The organism is Methylocella silvestris (assembly GCF_002891535.1).
Classification (GTDB): Bacteria; Pseudomonadota; Alphaproteobacteria; order Rhizobiales; family Beijerinckiaceae; genus Methylocapsa; species Methylocapsa silvestris_A.
Genome location: NZ_PDZR01000005.1, coordinates 12,897 through 26,985 on the forward strand (window position 1 = coordinate 12,897; position 14,089 = coordinate 26,985).

The 14,089-nt window shown below is 64.5% G+C and carries 11 protein-coding genes; 4 read left to right on the forward strand and 7 right to left on the reverse strand.

Translation table 11 applies throughout. From position 1 onward, the window contains the following. Positions 1-2: 2 nt before the first annotated feature. Together efeO and efeU are read right to left on the reverse strand one after the other, a co-directional pair. The gene (gene efeO, locus CR492_RS06595) at positions 3-1,121 is read right to left on the reverse strand and encodes an iron uptake system protein EfeO (protein WP_245411994.1); all 1,119 of its coding nucleotides are present in this window, start codon (positions 1,119-1,121) and stop codon (positions 3-5) included. A gap of 45 nt (positions 1,122-1,166) precedes the next feature. Continuing rightward, the gene (gene efeU / locus CR492_RS06600) at positions 1,167-2,015 is read right to left on the reverse strand and encodes an iron uptake transporter permease EfeU (RefSeq protein WP_102842958.1); all 849 of its coding nucleotides are present in this window, start codon (positions 2,013-2,015) and stop codon (positions 1,167-1,169) included. A 368-nt stretch (positions 2,016-2,383) separates the two neighbouring features. On the opposite strand from efeU, the gene CR492_RS06605 reads away from it, so the two are divergent. Beyond that, positions 2,384-2,797, forward strand: a complete 414-nt coding sequence (locus tag CR492_RS06605; protein WP_102842959.1) for a 2Fe-2S iron-sulfur cluster-binding protein — start codon at positions 2,384-2,386, stop codon at positions 2,795-2,797. On the opposite strand, the gene CR492_RS06610 is transcribed toward CR492_RS06605, so the two are convergent. The 3 genes from CR492_RS06610 to CR492_RS06620 all read right to left on the reverse strand — a co-directional run bounded on the left by CR492_RS06610 (position 2,781) and on the right by CR492_RS06620 (position 6,335). Next, positions 2,781-3,500 carry a 2OG-Fe dioxygenase family protein gene (locus CR492_RS06610; RefSeq protein WP_102843073.1) on the reverse strand — a complete coding sequence of 240 codons (720 nt, stop codon included), beginning with the start codon at positions 3,498-3,500 and terminating at the stop codon, positions 2,781-2,783. The two genes, CR492_RS06605 and CR492_RS06610, sit on opposite strands and share 17 nt — an antisense overlap. 94 nt (positions 3,501-3,594) lie before the next feature. Next, positions 3,595-5,163 (reverse strand): MFS transporter, encoded by a 1,569-nt coding sequence (locus tag CR492_RS06615; protein ID WP_102842960.1) that lies wholly within the window; start codon positions 5,161-5,163, stop codon positions 3,595-3,597. Beyond that, positions 5,160-6,335: an HlyD family secretion protein gene (locus CR492_RS06620; RefSeq protein ID WP_102842961.1), complete on the reverse strand. Its 1,176-nt coding sequence runs from the start codon at positions 6,333-6,335 to the stop codon at positions 5,160-5,162. Before CR492_RS06620 ends, CR492_RS06615 begins: the two co-directional genes overlap by 4 nt. Before the next feature lie 248 nt (positions 6,336-6,583). On the opposite strand from CR492_RS06620, the gene CR492_RS06625 reads away from it, so the two are divergent. Continuing rightward, a complete protein-coding gene (locus CR492_RS06625) occupies positions 6,584-6,823 on the forward strand; it encodes a DUF2188 domain-containing protein (protein WP_102843074.1) in 240 nt (79 codons plus the stop codon). A 150-nt stretch (positions 6,824-6,973) separates the two neighbouring features. Here the strand turns inward: CR492_RS06625 and CR492_RS06630 are convergent, their stop codons facing one another. Both CR492_RS06630 and CR492_RS06635 read right to left on the reverse strand, forming a co-directional pair. Then, positions 6,974-7,363, reverse strand: coding sequence for a tautomerase family protein (locus CR492_RS06630; protein ID WP_102842962.1), 390 nt, complete (start codon positions 7,361-7,363; stop codon positions 6,974-6,976). A 113-nt stretch (positions 7,364-7,476) separates the two neighbouring features. Next, positions 7,477-9,414 (reverse strand): elongation factor G, encoded by a 1,938-nt coding sequence (locus CR492_RS06635; RefSeq protein ID WP_102842963.1) that lies wholly within the window; start codon positions 9,412-9,414, stop codon positions 7,477-7,479. 296 nt (positions 9,415-9,710) lie between these two features. On the opposite strand from CR492_RS06635, the gene ppc reads away from it, so the two are divergent. Further along, positions 9,711-12,482 (forward strand): phosphoenolpyruvate carboxylase, encoded by a 2,772-nt coding sequence (gene ppc, locus CR492_RS06640; protein ID WP_102842964.1) that lies wholly within the window; start codon positions 9,711-9,713, stop codon positions 12,480-12,482. Between the two features lie 61 nt (positions 12,483-12,543). Continuing rightward, the gene (gene ilvA / locus CR492_RS06645; RefSeq protein ID WP_102842965.1) at positions 12,544-14,061 is read left to right on the forward strand and encodes a threonine ammonia-lyase, biosynthetic; all 1,518 of its coding nucleotides are present in this window, start codon (positions 12,544-12,546) and stop codon (positions 14,059-14,061) included. The last annotated feature ends 28 nt before the right edge of the window (positions 14,062-14,089 follow it).

Sequence of the window (14,089 nt, forward strand, 5' to 3'; positions counted from 1 at the left end):
TTCTAGTCCAGTCCGATGGCGGCGTTTAGCTTTGCGAGTTCGATCGAGAGTTGACGGAGGTCGGCAGCCACAGCGGCGCGCGCGGCGCCGGCGTCAGCGCCTGTCGTCAAAGCCGCGATCGAAGCGTTGGCGGCTTTGAAACCCGCGTCGACGCGGGCGAGAAGGTCCGGCGAGGCCTTGGCGATCAGGGGACGCAGGACGCCAAAGCTCTTGGCGGCGCCGGCGACGTCGGCCTCGAAATCGGCCTGATCGGTGTGGGCGTAGCGCTCGCTGACGCCCGACGCCGCAGCGTCGGCGCTCTTGGCGAGCCATTTCGAGGCGCCTGCGGCGATATCCTCGGGAGCGATTTTCAAAGCGCGGATGCGCTCCTTCACCGTCGCGACGTCGTTCGCCAGTTTTTCGGCGACCGCAGCAAGGCCAGCGAGGCTATTTTGGCCGAAAAGTCCATATTCGAGGCGATGGAAGCCGGAGAAGGCGGGGTCTTGCTCACGCTTTTCGAAATAATCCGGCAGGGCGTTGATCGCCGCGTCGAGATCGCCGAACCGCTGCGCGGCCGGGGCGATGTGCAGATAGGGCTCGCGCGCCGGCTCGTAGAGCGATCTTGCGCGATCGAGATCGCCGGCCTTGATCGCCTCACTGAGGTTTTGCGTCGCCTCGATCAGGTCTTCGGTCTCGAGCGCGAGATAGACCTGATATTCTGCAAGCGGGCCGATGAAGGCCGTCGTTGGCGGCCGCGCCGCCTCGGCCGCCGATTGCGCCGACGGCGTGACGGTCAGCTTGCCGCGCGGATTGTTGAGCATGCCGCAGGTGATCTCGTAGACGCCCGGGTTGAGCTTTGCGGTGAGCCGCGCCGAAATCCCCGGCGCGATGTTCTCGCGCTCCTCAAGCACCATCACGCCATCGAGGATCTCCCATTCGACGACACGCTTCGAGGCGTTGACGATTTCGAACACGGTGCGCCCAGCCGGCACGGAGAGCTCGTTTGGGTCACAGGAATCGGCGTTAACTGTGATGCTGATGATCCCGGCGCTTTCCGGCGCGCGCGCTTTTTTCGACGCCAGATAGAAGGCTGCTCCTGCCACAAGGACGAGCAGCGCAGCGGCGCCGACGAGCAGCTTCATGCCCCATCCCGCCGGGGGTTGTTTAGAGGGCGTCGCGTCCATGGATCAGACTTTCTGTCGCAGATTGGCCCGTGACGCAGGCGCCGGTTCTGGCGGCGCGGCCGGCATAAGGAACAGGACAAGCGTGACGGAGAGAAAAGCAACATAGACGACAAGCTCGCCAACAGTCGGCGCGTCGCGATAACCGAGAAGTCCGGAAAACAGCACGCCGAGCGGCCCGTCGGCGGGTAGAATATGGCTCACATCGAAAGCGACGGTCTGCAGGCTGTTCCAAAGGCCCGCCTCATGCAGCGAACGCAGGGCCCCAGCGAGGATGCCGGCCGCGACGAAGAGAATGAAGACACCCGTCCAGCGGAAAAATTTGCGCAGATTGAGCCGAACGCCGCCGACATAGACGCCGTAGCCGATCGCGATCGCGCAGATGACGCCAAGCAGCGCCCCGAGCGGCGCCTCGGCGCTCTGGCTCTGCTGAAAGATTGCGAGCAGGAAGAACACGGATTCCAGCCCCTCGCGCGCCACCGCAAAGAACACCATGCCGATCAGCGCAAGACTGTGGCGACCGCCCTTGAACGCGGCGTCGACCGAGTGCTGCAATTCGCCCTTGATCGAGCGCGACGCCTTGCGCATCCAGAACACCATCGAAGTCAAAACAGCCGCAGCGATCAGCCCGACCAGAGCCTCGAAAGCCTCTTGCGCCTTCTGCGGAAATTCCGCGCTTGCGAGTTGAAGTCCGGCGCCGACGAAAAGCGACAGGGCCAGCGCGAGCAGAATGCCGAGCCAGACGAGGGGCATCGCATCGCCGCGGCCGGTCTGTTTCAGATAGCTCGCGACAATGCCGACGATCAGCGCCGCCTCGACGCCTTCGCGCAGCATAATCAGAAACGGAACTAACATCGGCGAGGGCTCACATATGGCTCCAGAGCGATGACAGGCGGGATTGCGCCAGCCGGGCGATGACGCCGTCATAGCCGCACGCCCGTCTGCTATCTTTCGAACGCAATGCCTAAGCCTTTCTCCGAAAAGGCTCAAGCATTTGTTGTTATTCAATAAATAGAATAATTCAAAACTTGGCGGCTGTGCTTGGGCGGATTTGGCGTTGTGCTTGCGGCGCGGCCCCAAGTATTTGCTGCTCAGCCCCAATGCGTGCGCCACGACATGGCGGCTCGCTCCGATTAATGTGATGTCTTGGCGCGACGCGATGGACCGGAATCTGCACGAGCGCGACCATCGCCGCGCCATAATTGAATTGAGACAGGCCGAATATGGAAGAGCCCGCCATCGCCCCCGCAGAGCCGGAGGCGCCGCCAGCAACGCCGGTCGCGGTCATTCTCTGCGAGAGCGGCCCGTCACGCCGCATCGAGGGTTTTGAGGGGGAACGCCTGCTCGACGCCCTGTTGCGCGCGAAGGCCGCTGTGACGCCGCTCTGTAACGGGCGCGCCTGTTGCGGCGGCTGCCGGATCCGCATCGAAAAACTCTGGCGCGATCGGGTGACTCCGTCGGGGCGCGGCGAACGCAGCGTGCTGCGCTATATCGACGATCCGCACGAGGACGACCGCCTGTCGTGCCAGATCGCGCTATCCGCCGAGGTCGAGGGGCTCGTCGTCCGGATGCCGGAACGGCCGCCTGCGCCGGCGCAGAAAGGCGCCGACGCCGAAGAGCTTAACGCCGGAAAGTGACCACCAGCACGTCGCGGCAGGCGGGATGCGCGGGATCGAGCGGCGTCACCGGCGTCACGCCGTGGTAAACGCGAAAATCATCGACGAAAGCGGCGTCGAGCGGCCGCGTCAGCGTGAAGGCGCCGATCTCGGTTTTTGCAAGATCGTGGATCGTCGTCTCGCCGCTCGAGACATTCTGGCGATCGACCAACAGCACCAGCACCCAGTCGACGCCGTCGCGGTGCAGCCCTTCGGGCGTCGGTAGCCCTGCCTCGCCCGCGCGCGCCTCGATGCGGAACTGGTGGACCTCGACATGCCAGGCTTCGGGCCGCTGATCGGCGGGAGTCAGCCGATCGAACAGATCGAAACTCATGCGCAAAATCGCCCGCATCGCCGGATGCGCGCCAATGTCGTCGGCGACCGGGCTGAACCAGCGTTCGAGCCCGCCGTTCAGGGCGTTATAGTCGCGGCTCTGGTAATGCGGCTGATGCGGCTTGCGAAGCGCGCCTTCGCCGGAAATCGAAAAGGCGGCGAAGCGCCTGCGCCGATAGCGTCCGCCGTCGGCCATGAAGCCGTCGACGCCGAGGTCGTTCCAGCTCTCGGCAAAGCCGTTCCAGTCGGAAAGCCCCGCGCTGCGCAGCACGGTCTCCATTGCATCGGCCTTGGCGAAGGCAAAGCCCTGGAGCTTAAGCTGCTCGGCAATCGGCTGCAGCAATCTATCCATCTCTCGTCCTTGGCTGGCGTCCTTGCTCTGTCCGCCGATATAGGCGGGATCGGGCGCAAAAACGAGGCGCCATCGCAAGGCGGCAGGATCGGTCTCAGCAGAGCGATGGCGGGCGATATCTGACCATGGCGACGACAAGCAGGCAGAGGAAGCTGCCGAAGGCGGCGGCGAGGAAGCCATCGATGTAGGACAGCACCGCCGCCTGCTGCGCGACATGCTGGCCGAGCAATTTGGCCGCGCGCGCGGCCGCCTCGGCCTCGGAGGAGCTGCCCGCAAGAATGCTGCGGTAGGCGTCGAGCCGCGCGGCAGTCTGCGCGGAGAAACTTTCGACATGCAGACCGACGAGATTGGAATGGACTTGCTCCCTGATCCGGACAAACGTCTGCATGAAGGCGGTGCCGATTTCACCGCCAAGCAACCGCGTGATCTGCATCAGACTGCCGATCGTCAGCGCATCGGCTGGCTTGATCGATCGGACGATCAGAACAAGCAGCGCGGTCAGCGCGAAGGATTGGCCCATCGCCTGCAAAACCTGCGAGGGCAGGAAATCCTGCGTCGCCCATTGGCTGGTGAGACCCGTCGCCATGAGGCACGCGACGCCGATAAAGCCGGTTCCGAGGCCAAGCACGAGACGCGGGTCGACCCGCGTTAGAAGCGCGGCGAGCGGCGCCACGATGACGAATTGCGGCAGCGCGATCCACAGCAGCACGGAGCCGACCTGCAGCTCGCGGAAATTCTGAACCGTCTGCAGATAGCTCGGGATGATATAGGCGGTCGACAGGATGATGAAGCGATAGCCGGCAAGCAGCAGGATCAGCGGAGCGAGACTTTCACGCGCGATGACACGCAGATTGATGAAGGGCCGCTCGGCGACATATTCGCGGACGATAAAAAGGCAGCTGAACAGCGCGCCGGAGATGAGAAGCCCGTTGACGAGGCCATTGTTCGTCCAGTCGAGCCGATTGCCCTGATCGAGGCCGGCGTAGAGCAAGGCGAAGCCGGAGGCGCCATAGACGAGGCCCGGCCAGTCGAGGTCGCGCAGACGCAGCGACGTCGGCGGATCGCGCGGCACGCCATAAAAAACGCAGACGAACATCAGCGGCAAGGCGATGCAATATTGCCAATGGATAAAGGCCCAGGACCAATTCTCCGCGTACCAGCCCTCAAGCGAAGCGCCGATATTCTGCGATAGCTCGGAATTCATCGCATAGACGGCGACGCCATAAATGATCAGCCGCTGCGGCAGACTGCGGACGATGAAGCTGATGGTCAGCGGAATGAACGTCCCCGAGCCGAGGCCGCCGAGAAATTGCGTGACGAAATAGGCCGTCAGATTGGGCGAAAAAGGCGCCAGCAGCGAAGTCGTGAAGAACAGCGTCACGCCATAAAGCAGAAAGCGCCTTACGCCGAAAATCGAGGCGAGATAGGCGCTCGCGACGCCGCTCGCCATCTGGCCGACGCCAAAGCTGGTCGTGATCCAGGCGCCCTCGTCGAAGCCGGCATGCAGGCCGCCGCGCAGATCCGCGAGGCCGAACGTCGTGATCCGGCTTCCGAGCGTGCTCATCATCGAACCGAGAAGGACGCCGAGGATGCCGATAAAAGGCCGCAGCGAGCCCGCCTCAGTCTGCGGCGCGGCGGCGGGCGAAACCTCGACGACGCTCATTTTTTTGGAGCCAGGTTTGGCGCGACGGGATCGATCGCAGCGCCCGTGTCGACCGTCGCGATGACCGACATGCCGGGGCGCACCAGCGCGCCGAGCGCGGGGTCGGGATCGAGCACGATCTTGACCGGAACGCGCTGCACCACCTTGGTGAAATTGCCGGTCGCGTTATCGGGCGGCAGCAGCGCGAAGGTGCTGCCGGTGCCGGGCGACCAGCTCTCGACCCGGCCCGTCAGTTTCAAATCGGGAAAGGCGTCGACGGAGATGCGCGCCGGCTGCCCCGCCCGCATGTTGGTCATTTGCGTTTCCTTGTAGTTCGCGATCACCCATATGTTCGGCAAAGGGACAACCGCGATCACCTGCGCGCCTGCGTTGACGAACTGGCCCGCCCGGACCTGACGCTGGCCGACGATTCCGTCGGCAGGCGAGACGATGCGCGTGTAGTTGAGATTGTTACGCGCAAGTTCAACGGCTGCGGCCGCCGCATCTCTTTGCGCGGCAAGCTGCTTCGCCGTCACGTCGAGCCCCGCGAGGACGGCTTTTTGCTGGTCGAGTTGAGCCTGGTTCAACAACAGCTGCGCCTGCGTGCGCTTCGCGTTGGCTTCGGCCTGTTCGGCGAGTTGCGGCGTTCCCGCTATGCGCGTCTGAAGAAGATCTTGTTGCCGTTTGAGCTCGAGCTGGTAGCGCTGCAAATCCGCCTGCGTCGCGGCGATCGTCGCCTCCGCCTGCCGGATCAGCGCGCGCTGAACGTCTTTTTGGTTGGCGAGATTGTCGAGGTTCGCTTGCGCCGCCTCCAGCGTCGCCTTGGCCTGATCCAGCGCCGCTGCATAGTCGGACGGATCGATCTCGACGATCAAATCGCCCTGGCGCACCCGCTGGTAGTCTTTTACCGCGACAGTCTTGATGTAGCCGGAGATCTTGGCGGCGAGCGGGATCAGATCGCCGGCGATGTTGGCGTCGTCTGTTGTCTCGAAGCGTGCTGCGCCGGTCCAGCGATCCCAATGTCCGGCCACATACCAGGCGAGATAGCCGATGGCGGCGACCGCGATCAGCCGCAGCAGCGACGGGAGAAAGGACCAGCGTCCGCGTCGCGCATCTCCGGCGGCGGAACTCGGCGCGGCGGGAGCGGCGCCGCCCGGCGGGGGCGAGCCGGCATCGCGCATCGTTTCATTCATGCTGAAGCTCGTCCTTTTCATTCCGCCTTCGAAGCAGAGCCAGAGCCTTCCGGCCAAAATCTTAGACCCCCAGGATCGGCTGTCAAAGACGCGCTCTGATCCGGCGCGGATTTGAGTTGAGTCGTCAGCCATGTTAGCTATTGGGGGCTCAAAACGACCGAGCGGGTTCGGCCCTGACGGCGGGACCGGCCATCGGCGCTAAACAAATCTGCTTCTTGCAACGCCGCGACATAATGAAGGAGCGCCTCATGAGCACAGTGTCCTACCAGGTTGTCGAGCATGACGGCGGCTGGGCCTATACATTCGACGGCGTCTATTCCGAAACCTTCGCCAGCCACGCTGCGGCGCTCGCCGCCGCCAAGCGCGCCGCCGCCGAGCAGCGCACGCCCGGCGAGACCGCGGAGATCGAATACGAGACCGAAAAAGGAAAATGGAAAGTCGAGCGCGCCGCGGGCGACGATCGGCCGTCGACCAAGGTCATCGATTAAGGGGGGGGGACGGCGCAAGGCCCAAAGGGCCGCCGTCATTTCGCGCTGCGGCGCAAAAGACGAAGTCCCGTCGTTCAGGCCAAAGCAAAAAATGACGAAGGTCATATCAACGCCGCCGGGCGTCGCGCAGCCTCTGGCGGCGGATTGATTCTATAGCTCGCCTGTTAAGAACTGCGCCCGGCCGAAGCCGAACGACCAGTCCTCATCCGTGTTTTCGACGCAGGAAACCATGAGATCGGCCGGATCGACGCCGCAGCGCTCCTGCAGATAGCGAGCAAGCCGCGCGTAAAAATCGACTTTCTGATCGCGCGGCCGCGGCCTTGTCGTCACCTGAACGACCACAACCTTCGCGGTGCGCGCGAATCCGAGGCCAGTATCCTCGATAATCATGCGCGAGGCCGGATGCTCCTGTACGATCTGATAGCGGTCGCCGGCCGGAACATGGAAGGCGTCGAACATGGCGTCATGCGCCGCATCAAGCAGCGTTTTCAGCTCGTTGTCGGTGCGGCCCTCGACGAGATCGATGCGTATCAGCGGCATGGCGAACTTTCTTTACGGGCTCATTGGAGCGGCTGAAGGGCTTTGGGACCAAGCGGATGCGTTGAAACAATGGCTTAGAGCCAATGTCCGATCCAGTCAGAGCGGTTTTTGTTCTAGCGCCTCGCCTCCGACAGATGATCGAAGCGGCGGCGATAGGCGCCAAGGCCCATGGTGTCGGAGCGAAGCTGCATGATGAGGTCGTGCAGTTCGGCGGCTGGAGCCAAGGCCTCGACGTCGTCCCAGCCGGGCCAGCCGGGTTTTTCCATATAGCCCATGATCTGGCCGCGCCGCCCGCTGAGCAGGCGCTGCGCCGCCGCCGTAAAGGCGTTCGGCACGCTGACGATCACATGATCGACCGGCTCCAGCAGGAAAGGCTCGGCCTTGGCCAGCCCCTCGACCACGCCCATGCGCGTCGCGGTGCGAAACGCCATATCGGAGCTGTCGACCGCATGGAAAGTGCCGTCGACGAGCGTGACGGCGACATCGACGACGGGATAGCCGAGCGGGCCTTTCTGCATCGCCTCCTCGGCGGCCTCCCGCACAGCCGGAATATAGTTTCGCGGGATTGCGCCGCCGACGATTTTATCGACGAAGAGAAATCCGGCGCCGCGCGGACGCGGCTCGATCTCCAGCTTGACGTCGGCGAACTGGCCGTGGCCACCGGTCTGCCGCTTCAGCCTTGCGTGCTGCGACACGGCGCGCCGGATGGTTTCCTTATAGGCGATCTTCGGCGCGCTCACGGCGACCTCGACATTATAGATTGAACTCAAGCGTTCGATCGCGACGTTCAGGTGGATTTCGCCCTGCCCTTTGAGGATCGTCTCGCCGGTCTCGATCCTGTGTTCGACGCTGAGCGAAGGATCGTCCTGCGTGAGCTTTCCCAGCGCCGCCGAGAGTTTCACATCGTCCTTGCGGTCTTTTGGCGCGATCGCGAGTTCATATACGGGCGGCGGCGGTTCGGGAAAGGGCTCATTGTCCGAGGCCCCGAGAAAAGCCCCCGTCGAGACGCCGTCGAGGCGCCCAAGCGCGACGAGTTCGCCCGCGTCGGCCTCCGGCGCGCGCACGGAATCGGTTCCAGCGAAGCGATAGATGCCGCCGACCCTGACGCCGCCGAGCGTCGCGCCGTCGCGCAGGGCGCCGCGCCAGATTCGGCCATAGCAAAGCTTGCCGGCCTGCACGGTCTTGAAAATCTGCACCGCCGGTTGATCGCCGCCCTCGACGCCGCGGCGCCTTGCGGTTTCAAGCGCAAGCGGCACGTCGTGACGCAACGCTTTCCAGAGCCGGAACACGCCATGGCCGCGGCTCGCCGAGCCGATCAGCACCTCGACGATCGAATCCCGCGCCTGATCCTTCGACAAGTGAGCATAAAGCTCGTCGGCGGTCGGCGTCATGTCCTCGAGAATCTTCTCCATCAGCGCGTCGTCCTGATCGGCAAGCGCCTCGGCGAGCCCTTCATGGGCTTCTCTTTCCGCCTCGATCATGGCGGCGGGCAGCTCGATCGGCTGGACCTCCTGCTTGTCGCCATAGCGGTAGGCGCGTTCGGTGACGACGTCGACATAGCCGACGACAGCGTCGCCGGCGCGGATCGGCAATTGCCGCGGCGCCAGCGGACGCGCCGAATGGCTCTGCAGCGCCGCAATCAGATCGGAGAAAGAGCCCGCCAGCGCATCGATCTTGTTGATGAAAATAAAATGCGGCAGCCCGTGCTGTTCGAGCGATTTTAAAAGCAGCGGCAAATTGGCGACGCGCTCGGCGGTCGGCTCCACGACGACGACGGCAAGATCGACCGCCGTCAGCGCCGCCTCGGTTTCAAAAGCAAATTCGACAGATCCGGCGCAATCGAGGATCGACCAGCGCTCGCCGAGAAAGGCGCAATGGCCGAGCCGCGCCTCGGCGGCCGCCGCGCTTCTTCCGTTTCCGCGCGGCTCGCCCTGCCGCTTGTGCGGCGCGCCGGCGGCGCCCATCAAGGCGTCAAAGAGGGTGGATTTGCCCGCGCCCTGCGGGCCAATGAGGGCGATCGAGCGCGGTCCTGCGGCCTTCTGTCCATTCATGGCGACGCCTCCTCGGTCCGGCGCGGGCGGCCAATCAGGCGTCCTGAGGCGGACTTAAGCTCTCTTGTTTTATCGTCATTCTCGAACGAACGCGTCGTTTGTCAATCGGCCACCCCTTCATGCGCCGCGCTGGCGCGCGATTTGCTCAGAAAACAGGCGGCGCTTCTTGTGCGCCATGAAGAAAAGGGACATCCCTTCAACCTTGAGAGGAACTGCCTGGTTCGCGTCCGATCCGCTCAAACGACGCGCACGCCGCCGCCCGGTCGGGTGGCTGTTCCTCCCCAGAAGAGGCATTAATGACGAAAGTTCTCGACCCCAATCCGGCGAATGGCGCCTCCACGATCGAGCGCCCGCTCATCGACGATATTCGCCTGCTTGGCCAGATCCTCGGCGACACCATCCGCGAGCAGGAAGGCGAGGAGACTTTTGACCTCGTCGAGCAGGCGCGCCGCCTCAGCGTCGATTTCGGGCGCCACGCCGACCCCGACGCCGAGCTCAAGCTGAACGAGCTGCTGCGCGCCTTGACGCCGCAACAGGCGATGGCCGTGATCCGCGCCTTCAGCTATTTCGCCCATCTCGCCAATATTGCCGAGGACCGCCACAATATCCGCCGACGCGCCGCCCAGGCCGCCGAGCGCCCGGACGAGCACGAGGGCGGCACGCTCGGCAAAACCTTCGAGCTGCTCGCCGCCGCAGCCATCACGCCGGAGGCCGTGGCGGAGGCGATTGCGCAGGCCCGCGTTTCCCCGGTGCTGACCGCCCATCCAACAGAGGTGCAGCGCCGCAGCCTGCTCGACGCCGAGCGGGCGATCGCGCAACTGCTGCTTGCCCGCGAAACCCTCAGCGGCGAGCGCCAGCGCAAGCAGAATGAGATGATGCTGCGGGCGCGCATCGCGCAGCTGTGGCAGACGCGCCTCCTGCGCTACGCGCGGCTTTCGGTGCGCGACGAAATCGAAAATTCGCTCGCCTTCTACCAGATGACCTTCTTGAAGCAGATTCCCCAGCTCTACGCCAAGATCGAGGAGCATCTCGGGAGTCTGCCCGTCGCCAACTTCTTTCGCATGGGCTCCTGGATCGGCGGCGACCGCGACGGCAATCCGAACGTCAACGCCGGCACGCTGGAACTCGCGCTGCGCCGCCAATGCGACACCGCGCTCCGCTATTATCTGCGCGAGATCCATGAACTCGGCGCCGAGCTTTCGATTTCCGGCCGGCTGTTTGGCTGCACGGCCGCCCTGCAGGAGCTCTCTGACAAATCCGGCGACGAAAACCCCTTCCGCGAAGACGAGCCCTACCGGCGCGCGCTGATCGGCATGTATTCCAGGCTTTCGGCGACTCTGACGCTGCTGACCGGCGGCGAGGCGCTGCGCCACGCCGTCGCCCCCGGCGAGCCCTACGCCAACGCCGGCGAACTGCAGGCGGATTTCGGCATTATCGAGGATTCCCTGCGCGCCAACCACGGCGCAGCGCTGATCCCCGGCCGGCTCGGACCGCTGCGCCGCGCGGTCGATGTGTTCGGCTTCCATCTCGCCTCGGTCGATCTTCGCCAAAGCTCGGACCGGCACGAGGAAACGCTGAAGGAACTGATGTCGGTCGCCCGCGTCGTTCCGGACTATTCGGCCCTCGACGAAGCGGCGCGGCAAAAGCTTTTGATCGACCTTCTGCGCGATCCGCGCCCGCTGCGCGTGCCGGGCGTGACCTACAGCCCGCGCACGGAGGAAGAGCTGGAAATCTTCGAGGCCGCGCGCGACGCGCGCCGGACCTTCGGAGAGCCTGCCGTCGTCCATTACATCATCAGCCACACCGAAACGGTGAGCGACCTGCTTGAAGTGCTAACGCTCCAGAAAGAGTGCGGCATGGTCCATGGCGTGCTCGGCGAGGCGGGAACCGCGGCTGAGCTGATGGTCGTGCCGCTGTTCGAGACGATCGAGGATCTGCGCAACGCCGCGACGATCATGCGCGGCTTCTACGCCCTGCCGGGAATAGCCGAGCTGACGCGCGCCTCGGGCGCCGAGCAGGAAATCATGCTCGGCTATTCCGACAGCAACAAGGACGGCGGCTTCTTCACCAGCAACTGGGAGCTGTACCGCTCCTCGACCGCGCTCGCCGCGCTGTTCAGGGAACACGAAGGCATTGCGCTGCGCCTGTTCCACGGCCGCGGCGGCACGGTCGGTCGCGGCGGCGGCCCGAGCTATCAGGCGATTCTCGCCCAGCCGGCGGGCACCGTCGCGGGCCAGATCAGGCTCACCGAACAGGGCGAGGTCATCTCTTCGAAATACGCCAATCCTGAGATTGGCCTCCTCAATCTCGAAGCGCTGGTCGCGGCGACGATGGAGGCGACGCTGCTGTCTTCCGCCGGGGAGGCGCCGCAAGAATTCCTCGACGCTGCGGCGGAGCTGTCGCAGGCCAGTATGAAAGCGTTTCGCGCCGTCATTTATGACAATCCGCGTTTCGTCGATTACTTCTTCACCGCAACCCCGATCGCCGAAATCGCCGAACTCAACATTGGCTCGCGTCCGGCCTCGCGCAAATCGACGCGCCGCATCGAGGATCTGCGCGCGATCCCGTGGAGCTTTTCCTGGGGCCAGGCCCGCATCAACCTGCCGGGATGGTTCGGCTTTGGCTCGGCGGTCGAGCAGTTCATCGCCGAGGCGCCCGCCGAGCGGATGGCGCTGCTGCGGCGGATGGGCGCCGAGTGGCCGTTCTTCCGCGCGCTCTTGTCGAATATGGACATGGTGCTCGCCAAGGCCGACATGGGATTGGCCGGGCGCTATGCCGAGCTTGTGCCCGATCAGGAGCTCGCGCAATCCGTGTTCGCCTCGATCAAGGCCGAGTGGGCGAGCACCACAAAGGCGTTGAACGAGATCACCGGCGTTTCGACGCGGCTCTCCGACAATCCGGCGCTTGCCGGCGCCATAAGGCACCGATTCCCCTATATTTCGCCGCTAAATCATCTGCAAGTCGAGCTGCTGCGCCGCTGGCGCGCCGGCGAACACGACGACAAGACGCTGCGGGCGATCCTCATCACCATCAACGGCGTCGCGGCGGGCTTGCGCAATACGGGCTGAGCCGTAAGCTCGCGCGGGCGCGTCGCTTTGGACGCTGCCGCCCGAGCCGACGGAACCCCTTTTGACCGATTATGTTCGCCGCATTCTGGACGCCCGCGTTTACGACGTCGCTTCTGTAACGCCGCTCGACCGGCTGAACCGGCTGAGCCGGCGCCTCGGCTGTGACGCACTGCTGAAGCGCGAGGATCTGCAGCCGGTCTTTTCCTTCAAGATCCGAGGCGCCTATAACAAGATCGCGCGGCTCGACGCCAAGGCGCGCGCGGCCGGACTGATCTGCGCCTCGGCCGGCAATCACGCGCAAGGCGTCGCGCTGTCGGCAAGGCGGCTCGGCGTCAAGGCGCTGATCGTCATGCCTGTGACGACGCCGCAGATCAAGATCGACGCGGTGCGCTTCTTTGGCGGCGAGGTGGCGCTGAAGGGCGACGCGTTTGACGAGGCCTATGCCTACGCCCGAGCGCTCGAGGCCGAGCGCGGCCTCACTTTCCTGCACCCTTTCGACGATCCCGACGTGATCGCCGGCCAGGGCACCGTCGGCATGGAAATCATGCAGCAGCACGCCGACCCGATCGAGGCGATCTTCGTGCCGATCGGCGGCGGCGGGCTTGCCGCCGGAATCGCGTCTTATGTGAAATTCCTGCGGCCCGAGACAAAGGTGATCGGCGTCGAGCCGATCGAGGCCGCCTCGATGAAAGCCTCGATCGAGGCCGGCGAGCGGGTCGTGCTCGAAAAAGTTGGACTCTTCGCCGACGGCGTCGCCGTGCGCCAGGTCGGCGTCGAGACTTTTCGCGTCTGCCGCGAACTGCTGGACGATATTCTTCTCGCCGGCACGGACGAGATCTGCGCCTCCATCAAGGATATTTTCGAAGACACCCGCGTCGTCGCCGAACCCGCGGGGGCGCTGTCGCTCGCCGGGCTCAAGGCCTATGCGGCGAAGAATCCGCAACGCAGCGGCGCGCTCATCGCCATCAACAGCGGCGCCAATATGAATTTCGACCGGCTTCGCCATGTCGCCGAACGGGCCGAAATCGGCGAGGCGCGCGAGATCCTGCTCGGTGTCACGATCCCCGAGGAGCGCGGCAGCTATCGCAGCTTCATCGCCCGGCTCGGCAAGCATACGATCACCGAGTTCAACTATCGCTACGCTGGGGCCGGCGAGGCGCATGTTTTCGTCGGCCTCAGGCTGCACGACGCCAAAAAAGAAAAGGCGCAGCTCATCACCGAGCTCGAAAGCCTCGGCTATGGCGTGCTCGACATCAGCGCCGACGAAACCGCCAAGCTGCATGTGCGCTACATGGTGGGCGGGCGCGCCAGCGGGCTTGGCGACGAAATCATCTTGCGCTGCGAATTCCCCGAGCGCCCCGGCGCGCTGCGCGAATTTCTCGATTGCCTCGGCGTCGATTTCAACATTACTCTGTTTCACTACCGCAATCACGGCGCCGATTACGGCCGCGTGCTGGTCGGCGTGCTGGCGCCTCAGGGCGAGCGGGCGCGGCTCAATGAAAGGCTGGCGGCGCTCGGATACCCTTACGAGGACGAGACTGCCAATCCCGCCTATCACATGTTCCTGAAGGAGCGCTGAGCCGGCGCGCTGCGTTGATTAGCCTCAA